Here is a 19,033-nt window from a genome sequence, read left to right on the forward strand (position 1 = left end):
AAAGAGATCCTGAAACCGTGTGCCTACAAATAGTCAGAGCCCGTTAATGGGTGATGGCGTGCCTTTTGTAGAATGAACCGGCGAGTTACGATCCCGTGCAAGGTTAAGCTGAAGAGGCGGAGCCGCAGCGAAAGCGAGTCTGAATAGGGCGTTTAGTACGTGGTCGTAGACCCGAAACCAGGTGATCTACCCATGTCCAGGGTGAAGTTCAGGTAACACTGAATGGAGGCCCGAACCCACGCACGTTGAAAAGTGCGGGGATGAGGTGTGGGTAGCGGAGAAATTCCAATCGAACCTGGAGATAGCTGGTTCTCCCCGAAATAGCTTTAGGGCTAGCCTTAAGTGTAAGAGTCTTGGAGGTAGAGCACTGATTGAACTAGGGGTCCTCATCGGATTACCGAATTCAGTCAAACTCCGAATGCCAATGACTTATCCTTAGGAGTCAGACTGCGAGTGATAAGATCCGTAGTCAAGAGGGAAACAGCCCAGATCGCCAGCTAAGGTCCCAAAGTGTGTATTAAGTGGAAAAGGATGTGGAGTTGCTTAGACAACTAGGATGTTGGCTCAGAAGCAGCCACCATTTAAAGAGTGCGTAATAGCTCACTAGTCGAGTGACTCTGCGCCGAAAATGTACCGGGGCTAAATACACCACCGAAGCTGCGAATTGATACCAATGGTATCAGTGGTAGGGGAGCGTTCTAAGTGCAGTGAAGTCAGACCGGAAGGACTGGTGGAGCGCTTAGAAGTGAGAATGCCGGTATGAGTAGCGAAAGACGGGTGAGAATCCCGTCCACCGAATGCCTAAGGTTTCCTGAGGAAGGCTCGTCCGCTCAGGGTTAGTCAGGACCTAAGCCGAGGCCGACAGGCGTAGGCGATGGACAACAGGTTGATATTCCTGTACCACCTCTTTATCGTTTGAGCAATGGAGGGACGCAGAAGGATAGAAGAAGCGTGCGATTGGTTGTGCACGTCCAAGCAGTTAGGCTGATAAGTAGGCAAATCCGCTTATCGTGAAGGCTGAGCTGTGATGGGGAAGCTCCTTATGGAGCGAAGTCTTTGATTCCCCGCTGCCAAGAAAAGCTTCTAGCGAGATAAAAGGTGCCTGTACCGCAAACCGACACAGGTAGGCGAGGAGAGAATCCTAAGGTGTGCGAGAGAACTCTGGTTAAGGAACTCGGCAAAATGACCCCGTAACTTCGGGAGAAGGGGTGCTTTCTTAACGGAAAGCCGCAGTGAATAGGCCCAAGCGACTGTTTAGCAAAAACACAGGTCTCTGCGAAGCCGTAAGGCGAAGTATAGGGGCTGACACCTGCCCGGTGCTGGAAGGTTAAGGAGAGGGGTTAGCGTAAGCGAAGCTCTGAACTGAAGCCCCAGTAAACGGCGGCCGTAACTATAACGGTCCTAAGGTAGCGAAATTCCTTGTCGGGTAAGTTCCGACCCGCACGAAAGGTGTAACGATTTGGGCACTGTCTCAACCAGAGACTCGGTGAAATTATAGTACCTGTGAAGATGCAGGTTACCCGCGACAGGACGGAAAGACCCCGTGGAGCTTTACTGTAGCCTGATATTGAATTTTGGTACAGTTTGTACAGGATAGGCGGGAGCCATTGAAACCGGAGCGCTAGCTTCGGTGGAGGCGCTGGTGGGATACCGCCCTGACTGTATTGAAATTCTAACCTACGGGTCTTATCGACCCGGGAGACAGTGTCAGGTGGGCAGTTTGACTGGGGCGGTCGCCTCCTAAAGTGTAACGGAGGCGCCCAAAGGTTCCCTCAGAATGGTTGGAAATCATTCGTAGAGTGCAAAGGCATAAGGGAGCTTGACTGCGAGACCTACAAGTCGAGCAGGGACGAAAGTCGGGCTTAGTGATCCGGTGGTTCCGCATGGAAGGGCCATCGCTCAACGGATAAAAGCTACCCCGGGGATAACAGGCTTATCTCCCCCAAGAGTCCACATCGACGGGGAGGTTTGGCACCTCGATGTCGGCTCATCGCATCCTGGGGCTGTAGTCGGTCCCAAGGGTTGGGCTGTTCGCCCATTAAAGCGGTACGCGAGCTGGGTTCAGAACGTCGTGAGACAGTTCGGTCCCTATCCGTCGTGGGCGCAGGAAATTTGAGAGGAGCTGTCCTTAGTACGAGAGGACCGGGATGGACGCACCGCTGGTGTACCAGTTGTTCTGCCAAGGGCATAGCTGGGTAGCTATGTGCGGAAGGGATAAGTGCTGAAAGCATCTAAGCATGAAGCCCCCCTCAAGATGAGATTTCCCATAGCGTAAGCTAGTAAGATCCCTGAAAGATGATCAGGTTGATAGGTTCGAGGTGGAAGCATGGTGACATGTGGAGCTGACGAATACTAATAGATCGAGGACTTAACCATATAATATGAAGCAAATGTTATCTAGTTTTGAAGGAATATACCTTCAATAGTTTGGTGATGATGGCAGAGAGGTCACACCCGTTCCCATACCGAACACGGAAGTTAAGCTCTCTAGCGCCGATGGTAGTTGGGACCTTGTCCCTGTGAGAGTAGGACGTCGCCAAGCAACTAAAACACGAGTCAAATGACTCGTGTTTTTTCGTGTTTCTTTTTATAATTCATAGTAATTTAAAAAATCTTTACTTAAAGAATCGTCCTTTTGATTAAAGACTGGGAAATGTGGCTAGGATAGTGAATAAGCAAAAGAGTTGCAAATTTTTTTAATACGTATATAATTAAAGTCAAAGATAGTCAAAGTCAATAAAGGTGGCGGATAAATGAGAAATATATCTGATATCATTGAGAAATATCTAAAGCAAGTTATTGACTTAAGCAATAATAATGCGATTGAAATCAAGAGGAATGAGGTCGCTGATCGATTCGATTGTGTGCCGTCTCAAATCAACTATGTAATCAATACCCGTTTTACGTTAGAAAGAGGATTCGTAGTAGAAAGTAAACGAGGTGGAGGAGGTTACATTCGCATTATAAAAGTCAAACTGCATGATGATATAGACATTATTGATCAAATGCTTCATATGATTGATCATAGCGTTGCACAAGGAAATGCAGAAAGCATGATTATACGTTTAATAGAAGAGGGTATTATAACAAATCGTGAAGCTAAACTTATGTTAAGTGTACTAGATCGTTCTGTATTATTAATGGATGTTCCTTCTCGAGATGAACTTAGGGCTCGAATATTATGCGCAATGTTAAGAACACTGAAATATAAATAAATATAACTTTTGTTAAGAATGATAACTAAGATAATGCAGTTTAATATTGTAGGGATTTTGAAAGATGACATGTGCTTTTACTAAATGGATTAAGGAAAGAGAACAATCTAGTAATGTATGAAAAGTATCATGAGATAGATCGTTCCTGTTGTAAAGGTGGGGGATAGCGATGACTTGTCAAAACTGTAATATAAGACCAGCAACTTTACATTATACAAAAGTAATCAACGAAAAAAAGGCGGAAGTTCATCTTTGCGAGCAATGTGCAGAACAAAGTGGCTATACGTCTTTCTTTCAATCACCGCAGTCTAATTTTTCATTCCATGACCTATTAGCCGGATTATTGCATGGTGAACCAGCAATGTTTGAAGAAGGGCAAGATGCATTTTCAGATACAAATATATCAAGATGTCCAAATTGTAAGATGACATATGAACAATTTACAAAAGTGGGACGCTTTGGATGTGCTTCTTGTTACGATACATTTAAGGGGCATTTAAAACCATTGTTAAAACGTCTTCACGGTGGGCATACAGATCATTGTGGAAAAATTCCTGAACGTATAGAAGGAAATATCTACTTAAAGAAAGAATTAGATGAACTAAAACTCAATCTGAAACAATATGTACAGAAAGAGGAATTTGAGAAAGCGGCTGAAGTACGAGATAAAATTCGATGTCTTGTAAATCAGCTTAGTGAGCATAGAGAGGGGGAATAGTTCTATGTCACTGGACAGAATTATGAATGAAGCGATTAGTCCATGGATGAAGGGGGATGGCCCTGATTCTGATATTGTTTTAAGTAGTCGAATTCGTTTGGCTCGTAACTTTAAAAAATATCAATTCTCTACTATGCAAAACGAGGAAGAAGCTAAACAGATTCATGAGTTATTTAAGAAGAAGTTTATAAATAAACCTGTAGAACCTTTTGGGGAGTTTGAACTATTAAAAATGAATGAATTAAATCCTCTTCAAAGGAGAGTTTTAGTTGAGAAGCATTTAATTAGTCCAAATCTTGCAGGAACAGAATACGGAGCATGCCTACTATCAGAAAGTGAACATATAAGTATCATGCTTAATGAAGAGGATCATGTTAGGATTCAGTGCCTATTTTCAGGTTTACAGTTATCAGAGGCGCTTCAAAGTGCCAATCAAATAGATAACTGGATCGAGGAACAGGTTGAATATGCTTTTGATGAATCGCTTGGATATATTACGAGTTGCCCCACTAACGTCGGTACAGGATTAAGGGCTTCGGTAATGATTCATTTGCCGGGACTGGTTTTAACGAAAAGAATTAACCGTATTATACAAGTAATTCAAAAATTAGGGCTAGTAGTAAGAGGAATATACGGTGAAGGTAGCGAAGCGTTAGGTAATATATTTCAAGTGTCAAATCAAATGACACTAGGGAAGTCAGAAGAAGATATTATTGCAGATTTAAAGAGTGTCATTCAACAAATCATCCATCAAGAAAAAATGGCTAGAGAATTAATTGTACAAAATTCAAGTATTGAGCTTGAAGATAAAGTATATCGTTCTTACGGAATACTAGCTAACAGTCGTTTAATTCAATCTGCAGAAGCAGCTACTTGCTTATCAGATGTACGACTTGGTATTGACTTAGGATATATACAAGGTATATCGAGAAATATTTTAACTGAGTTAATGGTTCTTACTCAGCCGGGCATTTTGCAACAATATGCAGGAGGACCTCTAGGACCAGAAGAAAGAGATTATCGAAGAGCAACCTTAATCCGTGAGCGATTACGAATTGAACAAAATTAAGCGCAAGTAGGAGGCGATTTCTATGATGTTTGGAAGATTTACAGAACGAGCACAGAAAGTATTAGCTTTATCTCAAGAGGAAGCAATTCGCATTGGGCATAATAATATTGGAACAGAACATATTTTACTTGGGCTTGTACGCGAAGGTGAAGGAATTGCAGCAAAAGCGTTAATTGCTCTTGGATTAAGTCCAGAGAAAGTTCAAAAAGAGGTAGAAGCATTAATTGGACGTGGAACGGAAGCTTCTCAAACAGTACATTACACACCTCGTGCTAAAAAAGTTATTGAGTTGTCTATGGACGAAGCTCGTAAATTGGGCCATTCCTACGTTGGAACAGAACATATTTTACTTGGTTTAATCCGTGAAGGTGAAGGTGTAGCAGCACGTGTTTTAAATAATTTAGGTGTAAGCCTAAACAAAGCAAGGCAACAAGTGTTACAACTTCTTGGAAGTAATGAAGCTAGTTCAGGTCACCAAGGTGGTTCATCAACAAATGCGAATACACCTACACTTGACAGTCTAGCACGTGATTTAACAGTTGTTGCACGTGAAAATCGTTTAGATCCTGTTATTGGGCGTAGTAAAGAAATTCAACGTGTAATTGAAGTGTTAAGCCGTAGAACAAAAAACAATCCAGTATTAATTGGAGAACCTGGTGTAGGTAAGACAGCAATTGCGGAAGGATTAGCACAGCAAATTGTAAATAATGAAGTTCCTGAAACTTTAAGAGATAAGCGTGTTATGACATTAGATATGGGTACAGTTGTTGCTGGAACAAAATATCGTGGTGAATTTGAGGATCGTTTAAAGAAAGTGATGGATGAGATTCGCCAAGCTGGTAACATCATTCTATTTATTGATGAGCTTCATACGTTAATTGGTGCAGGAGGGGCGGAAGGTGCAATTGATGCATCGAATATTTTAAAACCATCTTTAGCACGTGGTGAATTACAATGTATTGGTGCAACAACTTTAGACGAATATCGTAAATATATTGAAAAGGATGCGGCATTAGAAAGACGTTTCCAACCAATTCATGTTGATGAACCAAACTTAGAAGAATCAGTTCAAATTTTAAAAGGTTTACGTGACCGTTATGAGGCGCATCACCGCGTATCTATTACAGATGATGCAATCGATGCGGCTGTAAAACTTTCAGATCGTTACATTACAGACCGTTTTTTACCTGATAAAGCAATCGATTTAATTGATGAGGCTGCATCAAAAGTGCGCTTACGTTCTTATACAACACCGCCAAACTTAAAAGAGCTTGAAGTGAAGCTTGAGGAAATTAGAAAAGAAAAAGATGCAGCTGTACAAAGCCAAGAATTTGAAAAAGCTGCTTCCTTACGTGATATGGAACAACGTTTACGTGAAAAGTTAGAAGATACAAAGCGTCAGTGGAAAGAGAAACAAGGACAAGAAAATTCAGAAGTAACAGTAGAAGATATTGCAAATGTCGTTTCCACATGGACACGTATTCCAGTTTCTAAACTTGCACAAACAGAGACAGATAAATTATTAAACTTGGAATCAATTTTACATGATCGTTTAATTGGGCAGGATGAAGCAGTTGTAGCTGTGGCAAAAGCTGTTCGTCGTGCGAGAGCGGGATTAAAAGATCCGAAACGTCCAATTGGCTCATTTATTTTCCTAGGACCGACTGGTGTAGGTAAAACAGAACTAGCGAGGGCTTTAGCAGAATCTATGTTCGGTGATGAGGATGCAATGATCCGCATCGATATGTCTGAGTATATGGAAAAGCATTCTACTTCTCGCTTAGTTGGATCTCCTCCAGGATATGTTGGATATGAAGAAGGTGGACAATTAACAGAGAAAGTTCGTCGTAAGCCATATTCAGTTGTCTTATTAGATGAAGTAGAGAAAGCTCATCCGGATGTGTTTAATATTTTACTACAAGTATTAGAAGATGGCCGTTTAACAGATTCTAAAGGACGTACAGTTGATTTCCGTAATACAATTGTTATTATGACGTCTAATGTTGGTGCAGACGCATTAAAACGTAATAAACATCTTGGATTTAACGTACAAGATGAGAGCCGCGATTATTCAGATATGAAAGGTAAAGTAATGGATGAATTGAAAAAGGCATTTCGTCCAGAATTTTTAAACCGTATTGATGAAATTATCGTGTTCCATATGCTTGAGAAAAAACATATTCAAGAAATTGTAACTCTTATGGTGAATCAGTTGGTGAATCGCTTAAAAGAACAAGAGATTGAATTGCACTTAACAGAAGGAGCAATTTCAGCAATTGCTGATAAAGGATTTGATCGAGAGTACGGTGCTCGTCCGCTTCGTAGAGCAATTCAAAAACATGTAGAAGATAGACTATCAGAAGAACTGTTAAAAGGTGCTATTGAGAAAGGGCAGAAAGTTATCTTTGATATAGAAGGAGAATCATTTGTCATTCATAGTGCGGAAAAGGTAAAATAAGTATAGACAAACAAAGAGGGCTACGCGATAGCCCTCTTTCTTGTACGAGAAGGATAAACGTTTGTAGATGAAAGTGAAGTGAACTATAAAAGATATGGCTAAAAAGAAAACAAAATTCACATGTCAAGAGTGTGGTTATCAGTCGCCAAAATATATGGGGAAATGTCCTGGATGTGGTAAATGGAATACGCTTGTTGAAGAGATGGAACCAGTTGTATCATCAAGGCGCCTTAATTATGTCAATGCAATTCAATCAGAAGTAACAAAACCAAGACGCTTAACAGAGGTAGAAACAAATTCTGAGGCGCGTATTGAAACGAAATTTCAAGAGTTTAACCGTGTACTTGGTGGCGGGATTGTAGATGGATCTTTAGTACTTATTGGTGGAGACCCTGGGATTGGAAAATCAACATTGTTATTACAAATTTCATCGCAATTAGCAGATTCTTCATATGATGTACTATACATATCAGGCGAGGAGTCAGCAAAGCAGATTAAACTTCGTGCAGATCGTTTGCATGTAAAGGGTAGTAATCTATTTGTTGTAGCAGAAACTGATCTACAGCGAATTGCAGCGCACATTGAAGAGATGAATCCAGCTTTTGTTGTTATTGACTCTATTCAAACGATACATTTACCTGAAGTGACGTCAGCCCCAGGAAGTGTAGCGCAAGTACGTGAATGTACAGCGGAATTAATGAAGCTTGCAAAGACGAAAGGGATTCCTATTTTTATCGTCGGACATGTGACAAAAGAAGGGGCAATTGCAGGACCACGTATGCTAGAACATATGGTTGATGCAGTTCTTTACTTTGAAGGAGATCGTCACCATACATATCGTATTTTGCGAGCTGTGAAGAACCGTTTTGGTTCCACAAATGAAATGGGTATCTTTGAAATGAAGGAACTAGGTCTTGCAGAAGTACTAAATCCTTCTGAAATTTTCCTTGAGGAACGTCCAGTTGGAGTTGCAGGATCCACAGTGGTTGCTTCAATGGAAGGAACCAGACCGGTTTTAGTAGAAATACAAGCATTAATCTCCCCTACTAGTTTTGGAAATCCTCGAAGAATGGCGACGGGAATTGATCATAACCGCGTTTCACTTATTATGGCAGTGCTAGAAAAAAGAACAGGTTTATTGTTGCAAAATCAAGACGCATATTTAAAAGTCGCGGGTGGCTTGAAATTAGATGAACCAGCAATCGATTTAGCTGTTGCCTTAAGTATTGCTTCAAGTTTCAGAGATAAAGCTACTGCACCAACCGATGCGGTAATAGGAGAAGTAGGCCTAACTGGAGAAATAAGAAGAGTATCAAGAATTGAACAACGTGTACAAGAAGCAGCAAAATTAGGATTTCAACGTGCTATTATTCCTAGAAAAAATTTGGGAGGATGGACAATTCCAGATGGGATTGAGGTAGTAGGTGTTTCTAATTTAGGAGAGGCGCTTCGTTTGACATTAGGAGGCTAGGCTATGGAGGAAAACAAGCAACGTGTCAAAAGTATGATTAACATTCTACAGCTCGTTGCCCCAGGAACACCACTACGCGAAGGGATAGATAACGTACTTCGTGCGCAAACTGGAGGGCTAATTGTTCTTGGGTATAATGAGCAGATTAAAAGTATTGTTGATGGAGGATTTCACATTAATTGTGCATTCTCACCGGCTAGTTTATATGAATTAGCAAAAATGGATGGGGCACTTATTTTAAATGAAACTGGGAGCAAAATTTTAATTGCAAATGCACAATTAGTTCCAGATCCATCCATTGATTCTATTGAAACAGGTATGCGTCACCGAACGGCAGAGCGTGTAGCAAAGCAGACGGCTAGCCTTGTTGTGGCTATTTCACAAAGACGTAACGTAATTACACTATATCAAGGGAACTTACGTTATACACTAAAAGATATAGGTGTAATTTTAACAAAGGCAAACCAAGCTATTCAAACGTTAGAAAAATATAAAGCTGTATGGAATGATGGGATTACGAATTTGGGCATTCTAGAATTTGAAGAGGTCGTTACAATGTCCGAGGTAGTTCACGTTTTACATAGTGTTGAAATGGTACTGCGTATTAAAAATGAAATAGTGAGCTACATTCATGAGTTAGGAACGGAAGGAAGGTTAATTCGTTTACAACTTACAGAATTACTAGCCGACTTAGAAGCAGAGGCAGCGTTATTAATTAAGGATTATTATCAAGAAAAAACGCAGGATCACCATCAAATTTTGAAAAAGTTACAAGATCTTGCAAATACACAGCTTTTAGAGGATAGCGATTTAGTTAAATTGCTTGGCTATCCAGGGCAAATGAGCTTAGAAGAAAGCGTGACACCGAGGGGATACCGAATCGCAAGCAAAATTTCTCGTGTTCCACCACTTATCATTGAAAATTTAATTAATCGATTTAAAACGCTACAAGGTGTTTGTCGTGCAACTATTAATGAATTGGATGATGTGGAAGGAATTGGGGAAGTTAGGGCGAAGAAAATACGAGAGGGCCTAAAAAGAATTCAAGAGCATCTCTATATGAGTAGACACAATTAAGAATATTACATTGATTCCATAATATAACGACACTAGAACATTTTTGGTATATGATATGGTATATTGGTAAATAAAACTATTTATATAAAAAAAACACGTCCGCTTTTGCATTCGGCGTTTTGATTAGCAAAACAATGGTTAATAATGAGTAGGAGGTGGTTGGATGTTAAAAAGGATCGTACAGCTCTTCTTTTTAGTGATCGGGGGAGCGTTAGGGATTTTTCTAATCCCAAAAGTTATTAATGTATTGGACGTCGGTGCTGTTCCTTGGCTTGAGGGATCGTACGTTCGTGCAATTATTGGTGCAATTATTTTATTTTTAACAACATTTTGGCTTGTGGATTATATTGTTCAACTTATTAAACATATCGAAGAAGCCCTTGTAAAGGCACCGGTAGCGGATGTTTTATTTGGTACATTAGGGTTGATCTCTGGTCTTATTGTTGCATATTTAATTTTGATACCAATTCGTGAATTCACGATTCCAGTCATTAGTACAGTATTACAAGTGTTCTTTACTCTTTTACTTGGTTATTTAGGATTCCAAGTAGGATTTAAAAAGAGAAATGAATTGCTAGGATTATTTACATTACCCCAGCGCGGAGGTAAGAAGAAAAACAATAGCGAGAACGAAGAGGTAGAGGTAGAAAAATCTACAACTCATTGGAAAATTCTCGATACAAGTGTAATTATTGATGGACGTATTGCGGATATTTGCCAAACGAAGTTTTTAGAAGGAACAATTGTGATTCCACAATTCGTATTAGAAGAGCTTCAGCATATTGCCGATTCTTCTGATGCTTTAAAGCGTAATCGTGGTCGCAGAGGATTAGACATTTTAAATCGTATTCAAAAAGAGCTACCAATTCCGGTGGAAATTTATGAAGGCGATTTTGAGGATATCCAAGAGGTGGATAGCAAGCTTGTAAAGTTAGCTAAAATCACTGGTGGAACTGTTGTAACAAATGATTTCAACTTAAACAAAGTTTCTGAACTACAAGGAGTAACAGTGTTGAACATTAACGATTTAGCAAATGCAATTAAACCAGTCGTACTCCCTGGTGAAGAATTAAGTGTTTATGTTGTGAAAGATGGTAAAGAACAAAATCAAGGTGTTGCATACTTAGATGATGGCACGATGATTGTAGTAGAAGACGGTAGAGAATATGTCGGTTCGCAACTTAATGTACTAGTTACAAGTGTGTTGCAAACATCGGCTGGTCGTATGATTTTCGCAAAACGTAAATTATTAGAAAAAGCATTATAAGTAGAGGATTATTAATATGTATACATTAATTATTCCGGCAGCGGGTCAAGGGAAACGGATGGGTGCTGGTAAAAACAAGTTGTTCTTACTTATAAATGGAGTACCTATCATTGTGCATACATTACGTGCTTTTGAAAAAGATAAAGCATGTAAACGTATTATCATGGCAATTAACGAAGAGGAACGTCCTTATTTTGAGGAGTTAATACAGAAGTACCAGGTTGAAAAGCAGGTGCAATTTATTCAAGGCGGGGCTGAAAGACAAGATAGTGTGTATAATGCGCTTCAGTATGTGAGAGGAGTTGAGTATGTTCTCGTACACGATGGTGCGCGCCCGTTCGTAACGAATAAGATGATGCAAGATGTATTAACTGTAGCAGAGAAATATGGTGCTTCCATTTGTGCAGTGCCAGTGAAGGATACAATTAAGAAAGTAGAACAGGGTGTTGTTGTTGAAACGGTAGAACGTTCTCAGCTTAAAGCGGTTCAAACACCGCAAGGATTTTCTGTTCCTCTTTTATTAGAAGCTCATAGAAGTGCAAAGCAAAGTTGTTTTCTTGGTACAGATGATGCAAGTCTCGTAGAACGTGTCGGGAAGCAAGTAGGCGTGGTAGAGGGGAGTTACTATAATATTAAAGTGACGACTCCAGAGGATTTACTAATTGCTGAAAGTTTCCTTCATGTTCAGAAGAAATAGAAGTGATGGTATTATAGTAAAGAAAAGCTCGGCAGTTGCCGAGCTTTTCTTTATAGAGATAGCAATATAATATAGAATTCATAAAGTAGTTTAGATTGAGGAGGATGTAAAGAATGTTTCGAATTGGACAAGGTTTTGATGTACATGAATTTGCGGAAGGTAGACCGTTAATTATCGGCGGAATTACAATTCCTCATGAAAAAGGATTAATCGGTCACTCGGATGCAGATGTATTGTTACATACGATTGCTGACGCATGTCTAGGAGCAATTGCAGCAGGAGATATTGGAAAACATTTTCCTGATACAGATCCTGCCTTTAAAGATGCGGATTCAGCTGTATTGTTACAAAAGGTTTGGGAATTTGTGTGTGAACAAGGTTATGAGCTAGGGAACCTAGATTGTACAATTATTGCCCAAAAGCCAAAAATGGCACCGCATATTGAAAGCATGCGTAAACGCATTAGTGAACTACTAGAAACGTCTATTGATAATATTAATGTAAAGGCAACAACAACAGAAAAATTAGGATTTACAGGTAGAGAAGAAGGGATTGCTTCTCAAGCGGTTGTTTTATTACAGAAAAAATAGTGGTTTTTAATTCGTAAGATGGATAATCACGTTTTTTTGGTGTACAATTATAGAATGTGTTGACATTAAGATTGGAAGGTGTACCAACTATGGAAAAGCAAGTGAGAGTGCGCTATGCGCCAAGTCCAACAGGACACTTACATATCGGAAATGCGCGTACGGCATTATTTAATTATTTATTTGCTCGTCATCAAGATGGTAAGTTTATTATTCGTATTGAAGATACTGATGTGAAACGTAATGTTGCTGGTGGAGAAGAAAGCCAATTAAAATACTTGAAATGGCTCGGTATGGACTGGGATGAAGGTGTTGATGTTGGTGGTGAATTTGGACCATATCGTCAAACAGAGCGTTTAGATATTTATAAAAAATTATATGAAGATTTATTAGAGCGTGATTTAGCTTACAAATGTTATATGACAGAAGAAGAGCTAGAGGCAGAGCGTGAAGGACAAATCGCTCGTGGTGAAACACCGCGTTATGCAGGAAACCACCGTGATTTAACTGAGGAGCAAATTAAAGGATTTGAGGCTGAAGGCCGTATTCCAAGTATTCGCTTCCGTGTGCCGGCTGATAGCGACTTCACGTTTAAAGATATCGTAAAAGATGAAGTTGCATTCCATTCAAATGATTTTGGTGATTTCGTTATCGTGAAAAAAGATGGAATTCCAACTTATAACTTTGCGGTAGCGGTAGATGATCACTTAATGGAGATTACACACGTACTTCGTGGTGATGATCATATTTCAAACACGCCAAAACAAATGATGATTTATGAAGCTTTCGGTTGGGATATCCCGAAGTTTGGTCATATGACTTTAATTGTAAACGAAAGCCGTAAAAAGCTAAGTAAGCGTGACGAATCTATTATTCAATTTATTGAGCAATATAAAGAGCTTGGATATCTTCCAGAAGCAATCTTTAACTTTATTGCATTACTAGGTTGGTCACCAGTAGGTGAAGAAGAAATCTTCTCTCAAGATGAGTTTATCAAAATGTTTGATGCAGCTCGTTTATCAAAATCACCTGCATTATTTGATTCTCAAAAACTAAAATGGATGAACAACCAATATATGAAAAAACAAGATTTAGATACGGTTGTTGAACTAAGCTTACCGCATTTAGTGAAAGCGGGTCGCGTAGGTGAAAACTTAAGTGAACAAGAACAAGCATGGGTTCGTGATGTAATTGCTTTATATCATGACCAAATGAGCTTTGGAGCTGAAATTGTAGAGCTTTCTGAAATGTTCTTTAAAGATCATGTTGATCATGAAGAAGAGGGACAAGAAGTATTGAAGGGTGAACAAGTACCTGAAGTACTTCGTACATTTGCCGATCAATTAGAAGCTTTAGAAGCAATGGAGCCAGCGGCAGTTAAGGCGGCTATTAAAGCAGTTCAAAAGGAAACAGGACATAAAGGTAAAAACCTATTTATGCCAATCCGTGTTGCTACTACTGGACAAACACATGGTCCAGAGCTTCCTAACGCTATTGCTCTTCTTGGAAAAGAAAAAGTTTTAAATCGTATTCAAAAAGTAATTGGTTAACATTTTCTAGGTTTAGCAATATAATAAGTATACCTAAAATCTAATAAGGAAAAGCGACGAGAAGGAGAAGTAGAAAATCAGGCTTTTTACAGAGAGAACCACCCTTAGGCTGGAAGTGGTTTATAAGCGGATTTTTGAAATGCCCCTTCGAGTCTTCTGTTGAACAGCGAAGTATTTCGCGGAACGTCTTAGGGCGCAAAGTAAACAGAAGCGGTGTAAACCGTTATCATGGATGAGTTTGAGGCTTCTTTAGCCTAAACAGAGTGGAACCGCGCTTAAAAGGCGTCTCTGTCTATATGACAGAGGCGTCTTTTTTTTATACCATGTAAATGGGTGTGAGTATAAGTTTTATCCCCTTGTATAAAGATTCAGGGGGAGTTAGGGGAGTTAGTTCACTCGAAAAAAGCAGCCCATAAAGGGGAGGGAACATCGATGTTTAAGAGGCTTCGGGAAGATATTGAAGTCGTTTTTGAACAGGATCCAGCGGCACGAAGTTATTTCGAAGTCATTTTAACTTACTCTGGATTACATGCAGTTTGGGGCCATCGAATTGCACATGCTTTTTATAAAAGGAATTTTTTCTTTATGGCACGTTGGATTTCGCAAGTTAGTCGTTTTTTTACTGGCATTGAGATTCATCCAGGAGCAACTATTGGTCGTCGTTTTTTCATTGATCATGGAATGGGGGTTGTAATTGGCGAAACGTGTGAAATTGGCGAAAACGTAACAATTTATCAAGGTGTCACATTAGGTGGTACAGGTAAAGAAAAAGGAAAGAGGCACCCTACAATTCAGGATAATGTATTAATTGCAACAGGTGCTAAAGTACTAGGTTCTATTACTGTTGGAGAGAATTCTAAAATTGGAGCAGGATCTGTCGTGTTGAAGGAAGTTCCTGCACATTCTACAGTTGTAGGTATACCTGGCCGAGTCGTTATTCAAAATGGAGTAAAGATTGGTCAAGAATTAAATCATTCTGATCTCCCGGATCCGATTTTTGATAAATTAAAGGTTATGGAAGCAGAACTTGATAAATTGAGAAAGCAACTCGAAGTAAAGGTAGAAAGGAAGGATAAAAATGACTATTCACATTTATAATACGTTAACGCGTCAAAAAGAAGAGTTTATGCCATTAGAAGAAAATAAGGTAAAGATGTATGTGTGCGGACCTACAGTGTATAACTACATTCACATTGGGAATGCAAGACCACCTATGGTATTTGATACAGTACGCCGTTACTTAGAATATAAAGGATATGATGTGCAGTATGTATCTAACTTTACTGACGTGGATGATAAATTAATTAAGGCGGCAAATGAATTAGGTGAAGATGTGCCAACAATTGCAGATCGTTTTGTTGAAGCTTACTTTGAAGATGTAACGGCACTAGGTTGCAAGCATGCAACGGTTCATCCACGTGTAACAGAAAATATGGATATCATTATTGAATTTATTCAAGAACTTGTGAATAAAGGGTATGCATATGAATCAGAAGGTGATGTGTACTTTAAAACGAAAGAATTCGAAGGTTACGGTAAATTATCACATCAACCGATTGCAGATTTACGTCACGGTGCACGTATTGAAGTAGGAGAAAAGAAACAAGACCCTCTTGACTTTGTTTTATGGAAAGCTGCGAAAGAAGGAGAAATCTTCTGGGAAAGCCCTTGGGGGAAAGGACGCCCAGGGTGGCATATTGAATGCTCAGCAATGGCGCGTAAATATTTAGGGGATACAATTGATATTCATGCTGGTGGTCAAGATTTAGCATTTCCTCATCATGAAAATGAAATTGCGCAGTCTGAGGCGTTGACAGGAAAAACATTTGCACGTTATTGGATGCATAATGGATATATTAATATTAATAACGAGAAGATGTCTAAGTCGCTTGGAAACTTCATTTTAGTTCACGATATCATCAAACAATATGATCCACAGTTAATCAGGTTCTTTATGCTATCGGTACATTACCGTCACCCAATTAACTTTAGTGAAGATTTATTGCAAAGTACGAATAATGGGCTAGAAAGAATTAAAACAGCTTACGGTAACTTAAAGCATCGTATGGAAAGTAGTACGGATTTAACGGACCATAATGAAAAATGGTTAGCTGAAATGGAAAAGTTCCAGGTTGCATTCGAAGAAGCGATGGATGATGATTTCAATACGGCTAATGCGATTACTGAATTATATAACGTAGCAAATCACGCAAATCAATATTTGTTAGAAGAACATACTTCTAAAATTGTAATTGAAGCGTATGTAAAACAACTTGAAACATTATTTAGTATTTTAGGATTAGAATTAGCGCAAGAAGAGTTGCTTGATGAAGAAATTGAAGCACTAATCCAAAAGCGTATTGAAGCTCGTCAAAATCGTGACTTCGCATTATCTGATCAAATTCGCGATGATTTAAAAGGACGTAATATTATTTTAGAAGATACCGCTCAAGGTACAAGATGGAAAAGAGGATAAGAATGATTGATGCAAAGCAATTGAACAGCTTAGCGTTAGCATATATGGGTGATGCGGTATATGAACAATATATCCGCTATCACCTCCTTCAAAAGGGGAAAGTTCGCCCTAATCAATTACATCGCTTAGGGACGAGCTTTGTTTCGGCAAAAGCACAGGCGAAAGTTGTTTATCATTTATTAGAGACGGCATTTTTGACAGAAGAGGAAGAGGCGGTATTAAGAAGAGGGCGTAATGCGAATTCGGGTACTGTTCCAAAAAATACAGATGTACAAACATATCGACACAGTACAGCCTTTGAAGCGCTAATCGGTTATCATCACTTGTTGAATAATCGTGAAAGATTGGACGAGATTGTATATAAGGCGATTGACGTTTTGGAAGAAAAGGAAGGGAGCACATCATCATGAGTAGTGAATATATTATCGGACGTAACCCTGTAATTGAAGCTTTAAGAGCGGGGCGAGATATTAATAAAATTTTGGTAGCAGAAGGTGCTGCCAAAGGACAAGTGCAGATTGTACTAGCATTAGCAAAAGAGAATAAGGTTATTTTGCAACACGCACCAAAGAAGAAATTAGATCAATTGGTTGAGGGAAATCATCAAGGTGTAATTGCTCAAGTAGCTGCATATCAATATGCTGAGTTAGAGGATTTGTTTAAATTAGCAGAAAAACGCAATGAAGATCCGTTCTTCTTAATTTTAGATGAAATTGAAGACCCACATAACTTAGGTTCTATTATGCGTACTGCGGATGCAACAGGGGCTCATGGGGTTATTATTCCAAAAAGAAGAGCGGTAGGACTTACAGCGTCAGTTGCGAAAGCGTCGACTGGGGCAATTGAATATATTCCTGTTGCACGTGTAACAAATTTATCGCGTACAATTGATGAATTAAAAGAACGCGGACTTTGGATTGCTGGTACAGATGCCAAAGGGAAAACAGATTACCGTAATTTAGATGGTAATATGCCAATCGGACTAGTAATTGGTAGTGAAGGAAAAGGTATGAGTCGTATTATTGGTGAAAAGTGTGATTTCCTAATTACTTTACCGATGGTCGGTAAAGTTACATCCTTAAATGCTTCAGTAGCCGCAAGTTTGTTAATGTATGAGGTATATCGTAAACGTCACGAAATTGGTAAATAAAAAATGAACGATATTTTAATCGTTGACGGTTACAACATTATCGGGGCTTGGGGAGACTTGAAGAAACTGCGGGATGTAGATTTACAGTCATCAAGAGACGCACTTATTGATAAGATGGCGGATTATCAAGGCTATACAGGCACAAAGGTAATGATTGTCTTTGATGCCTATACAGTCTATGGTATTGAAAAAAAGATGAAACAATCGCGGGTGGAAGTAATATTCACGAGAAAGAATCAAACTGCAGATGAAAAGATAGAACAACTTGCGATTGAGCTTAGAAATATAAATACACAAATATACGTTGCAACTTCGGATTATACGGAGCAATGGATTATATTTGCGCAAGGTGCACTTCGAAAATCTGCGCGTGAATTAGAGTTAGAAGTGCAAGCGATGGAACAACAAGTAAGAAGGTGTACAAAAGACACGAAAGAAAAGCAACCCGCCATGCGAAAGATATTTAGTGAGGATATTACAGAAAAATTAGAAAAATTAAGAAGAGGAGAGCGTTGAGGCATTGACGCTCTTTATCTTTTTACTGTATAATATTGCTAAATATATAGCGGTCGGAGGGATCAAGGTGGAAGCAGGCTTCGTAAGTGTAGGCGACGTTACATTTCGTGATTTAGAGGATGAGGCAATCGTTGAGTTAGTTCGAAAAGGTAATACTGACGCTCTAGAATATTTAATTCACAAATATAAGAACTTTGTTCGCGCGAAATCAAGATCTTATTTCTTAGTGGGTGCCGATCGAGAAGACATTGTTCAAGAAGGCATGATTGGGTTGTTTAAAGCCATTCGTGATTATAAAGGGGACAAGCTGTCTTCGTTCAAAGCATTTGCTGAACTGTGTATCACTCGACAAATTATTACCGCTATTAAAACAGCAACAAGGCAAAAACATATTCCGTTAAATTCGTATGTGTCTTTAGACAAGCCAATTTACGATGAGGAATCTGATCGAACATTATTAGATGTTATTTCGGAATCGAAAGTAACTGATCCAGAAGAGATGATTATCAGTCAGGAAGAATATACAGACATAGAATCAAAAATATCTGAATTATTAAGCGATTTAGAAAGAAAAGTGCTCTCTTTATACTTAGATGGTCGTTCCTATCAAGAAATTTCAGAACAGTTAAACAGGCACGTGAAATCTATTGATAACGCATTGCAGCGTGTAAAAAGGAAATTAGAAAGATATATGGAGATGAGAGAGAGTACAACTTTAAATTCATAGCAAGTGCCGCAGGTGTAAAATAATTCACCTGTTTTCTTTTTGTTAAGAGAGTGAA

16 protein-coding genes, 2 rRNA genes and 1 other annotated feature (1 of these 19 cut by a window edge) are annotated in these 19,033 nt (G+C 39.2%); all 18 genes read left to right on the forward strand.

From position 1 onward, the window contains the following. Positions 1 to 2,376, forward strand: a 23S ribosomal RNA gene (locus tag MHB76_RS00500) (it extends 546 nt beyond the left edge of the window). A gap of 50 nt (positions 2,377 to 2,426) precedes the next feature. Further along, positions 2,427 to 2,542, forward strand: a 5S ribosomal RNA gene (rrf, locus tag MHB76_RS00505). A 211-nt stretch (positions 2,543 to 2,753) separates the two neighbouring features. Beyond that, the gene (gene ctsR, locus MHB76_RS00510; RefSeq protein ID WP_002029353.1) at positions 2,754 to 3,215 is read left to right on the forward strand and encodes a transcriptional regulator CtsR; all 462 of its coding nucleotides are present in this window, start codon (positions 2,754 to 2,756) and stop codon (positions 3,213 to 3,215) included. 169 nt (positions 3,216 to 3,384) lie between these two features. Further along, positions 3,385 to 3,933, forward strand: a complete 549-nt coding sequence (locus tag MHB76_RS00515; RefSeq protein ID WP_078174995.1) for a UvrB/UvrC motif-containing protein — start codon at positions 3,385 to 3,387, stop codon at positions 3,931 to 3,933. Between the two features lie 4 nt (positions 3,934 to 3,937). Then, positions 3,938 to 5,002, forward strand: coding sequence for a protein arginine kinase (locus tag MHB76_RS00520; protein WP_002091490.1), 1,065 nt, complete (start codon positions 3,938 to 3,940; stop codon positions 5,000 to 5,002). A gap of 22 nt (positions 5,003 to 5,024) precedes the next feature. Then, positions 5,025 to 7,460 carry an ATP-dependent protease ATP-binding subunit ClpC gene (gene clpC, locus MHB76_RS00525; protein WP_002063405.1) on the forward strand — a complete coding sequence of 812 codons (2,436 nt, stop codon included), beginning with the start codon at positions 5,025 to 5,027 and terminating at the stop codon, positions 7,458 to 7,460. Between the two features lie 94 nt (positions 7,461 to 7,554). Next, positions 7,555 to 8,931, forward strand: coding sequence for a DNA repair protein RadA (gene radA, locus MHB76_RS00530; RefSeq protein WP_002159617.1), 1,377 nt, complete (start codon positions 7,555 to 7,557; stop codon positions 8,929 to 8,931). A gap of 3 nt (positions 8,932 to 8,934) precedes the next feature. Further along, a complete protein-coding gene (disA, locus tag MHB76_RS00535; RefSeq protein WP_000392162.1) occupies positions 8,935 to 10,008 on the forward strand; it encodes a DNA integrity scanning diadenylate cyclase DisA in 1,074 nt (357 codons plus the stop codon). A 163-nt stretch (positions 10,009 to 10,171) separates the two neighbouring features. Beyond that, complete coding sequence (locus MHB76_RS00540) at positions 10,172 to 11,275, forward strand: PIN/TRAM domain-containing protein (protein ID WP_002159616.1); 1,104 nt, start codon at positions 10,172 to 10,174, stop codon at positions 11,273 to 11,275. A gap of 16 nt (positions 11,276 to 11,291) precedes the next feature. Next, entirely contained in the window at positions 11,292 to 11,972 is a 681-nt protein-coding gene (gene ispD, locus MHB76_RS00545; protein WP_078174994.1) for a 2-C-methyl-D-erythritol 4-phosphate cytidylyltransferase, read from the forward strand. 113 nt (positions 11,973 to 12,085) lie between these two features. Beyond that, complete coding sequence (ispF, locus tag MHB76_RS00550; protein WP_002159614.1) at positions 12,086 to 12,562, forward strand: 2-C-methyl-D-erythritol 2,4-cyclodiphosphate synthase; 477 nt, start codon at positions 12,086 to 12,088, stop codon at positions 12,560 to 12,562. Positions 12,563 to 12,651: 89 nt separating this feature from the next. Further along, a complete protein-coding gene (gltX, locus tag MHB76_RS00555; RefSeq protein WP_016103296.1) occupies positions 12,652 to 14,109 on the forward strand; it encodes a glutamate--tRNA ligase in 1,458 nt (485 codons plus the stop codon). A gap of 47 nt (positions 14,110 to 14,156) precedes the next feature. Further along, positions 14,157 to 14,402: a binding site (T-box leader), on the forward strand. A gap of 139 nt (positions 14,403 to 14,541) precedes the next feature. Continuing rightward, on the forward strand, positions 14,542 to 15,207 hold the full coding sequence (gene cysE, locus MHB76_RS00560; RefSeq protein ID WP_016103297.1) for a serine O-acetyltransferase: 666 nt from the start codon (positions 14,542 to 14,544) through the stop codon (positions 15,205 to 15,207). Beyond that, the gene (gene cysS / locus MHB76_RS00565; RefSeq protein WP_078174993.1) at positions 15,188 to 16,585 is read left to right on the forward strand and encodes a cysteine--tRNA ligase; all 1,398 of its coding nucleotides are present in this window, start codon (positions 15,188 to 15,190) and stop codon (positions 16,583 to 16,585) included. Before cysE ends, cysS begins: the two co-directional genes overlap by 20 nt. A gap of 2 nt (positions 16,586 to 16,587) precedes the next feature. Continuing rightward, entirely contained in the window at positions 16,588 to 16,995 is a 408-nt protein-coding gene (locus tag MHB76_RS00570; protein ID WP_002063411.1) for a Mini-ribonuclease 3, read from the forward strand. Continuing rightward, positions 16,992 to 17,735, forward strand: a complete 744-nt coding sequence (gene rlmB, locus MHB76_RS00575) for a 23S rRNA (guanosine(2251)-2'-O)-methyltransferase RlmB (protein WP_002091503.1) — start codon at positions 16,992 to 16,994, stop codon at positions 17,733 to 17,735. The genes MHB76_RS00570 and rlmB overlap by 4 nt, the downstream gene beginning before the upstream one ends. Positions 17,736 to 17,738: 3 nt before the next feature. Then, positions 17,739 to 18,251, forward strand: a complete 513-nt coding sequence (locus MHB76_RS00580) for an NYN domain-containing protein (RefSeq protein WP_002009801.1) — start codon at positions 17,739 to 17,741, stop codon at positions 18,249 to 18,251. 67 nt (positions 18,252 to 18,318) lie between these two features. Beyond that, on the forward strand, positions 18,319 to 18,978 hold the full coding sequence (locus tag MHB76_RS00585; protein WP_002009799.1) for an RNA polymerase sporulation sigma factor SigH: 660 nt from the start codon (positions 18,319 to 18,321) through the stop codon (positions 18,976 to 18,978). Positions 18,979 to 19,033: the final 55 nt, after the last annotated feature.

Source organism: Bacillus sp. FSL M7-1345 (assembly GCF_038006985.1).
GTDB lineage: Bacteria > Bacillota > Bacilli > Bacillales > Bacillaceae_G > Bacillus_A > Bacillus_A cereus_U.

Coding starts and splice junctions, on each gene's coding strand:
- ctsR (WP_002029353.1), top strand. CDS start 2,754: ATGAGAAATATATCTGATATCATTGAGAAATATCTAAAGCAAGTTATT.
- MHB76_RS00515 (WP_078174995.1), top strand. CDS start 3,385: ATGACTTGTCAAAACTGTAATATAAGACCAGCAACTTTACATTATACA.
- MHB76_RS00520 (WP_002091490.1), top strand. CDS start 3,938: ATGTCACTGGACAGAATTATGAATGAAGCGATTAGTCCATGGATGAAG.
- clpC (WP_002063405.1), top strand. CDS start 5,025: ATGATGTTTGGAAGATTTACAGAACGAGCACAGAAAGTATTAGCTTTA.
- radA (WP_002159617.1), top strand. CDS start 7,555: ATGGCTAAAAAGAAAACAAAATTCACATGTCAAGAGTGTGGTTATCAG.
- disA (WP_000392162.1), top strand. CDS start 8,935: ATGGAGGAAAACAAGCAACGTGTCAAAAGTATGATTAACATTCTACAG.
- MHB76_RS00540 (WP_002159616.1), top strand. CDS start 10,172: ATGTTAAAAAGGATCGTACAGCTCTTCTTTTTAGTGATCGGGGGAGCG.
- ispD (WP_078174994.1), top strand. CDS start 11,292: ATGTATACATTAATTATTCCGGCAGCGGGTCAAGGGAAACGGATGGGT.
- ispF (WP_002159614.1), top strand. CDS start 12,086: ATGTTTCGAATTGGACAAGGTTTTGATGTACATGAATTTGCGGAAGGT.
- gltX (WP_016103296.1), top strand. CDS start 12,652: ATGGAAAAGCAAGTGAGAGTGCGCTATGCGCCAAGTCCAACAGGACAC.
- cysE (WP_016103297.1), top strand. CDS start 14,542: ATGTTTAAGAGGCTTCGGGAAGATATTGAAGTCGTTTTTGAACAGGAT.
- cysS (WP_078174993.1), top strand. CDS start 15,188: ATGACTATTCACATTTATAATACGTTAACGCGTCAAAAAGAAGAGTTT.
- MHB76_RS00570 (WP_002063411.1), top strand. CDS start 16,588: ATGATTGATGCAAAGCAATTGAACAGCTTAGCGTTAGCATATATGGGT.
- rlmB (WP_002091503.1), top strand. CDS start 16,992: ATGAGTAGTGAATATATTATCGGACGTAACCCTGTAATTGAAGCTTTA.
- MHB76_RS00580 (WP_002009801.1), top strand. CDS start 17,739: ATGAACGATATTTTAATCGTTGACGGTTACAACATTATCGGGGCTTGG.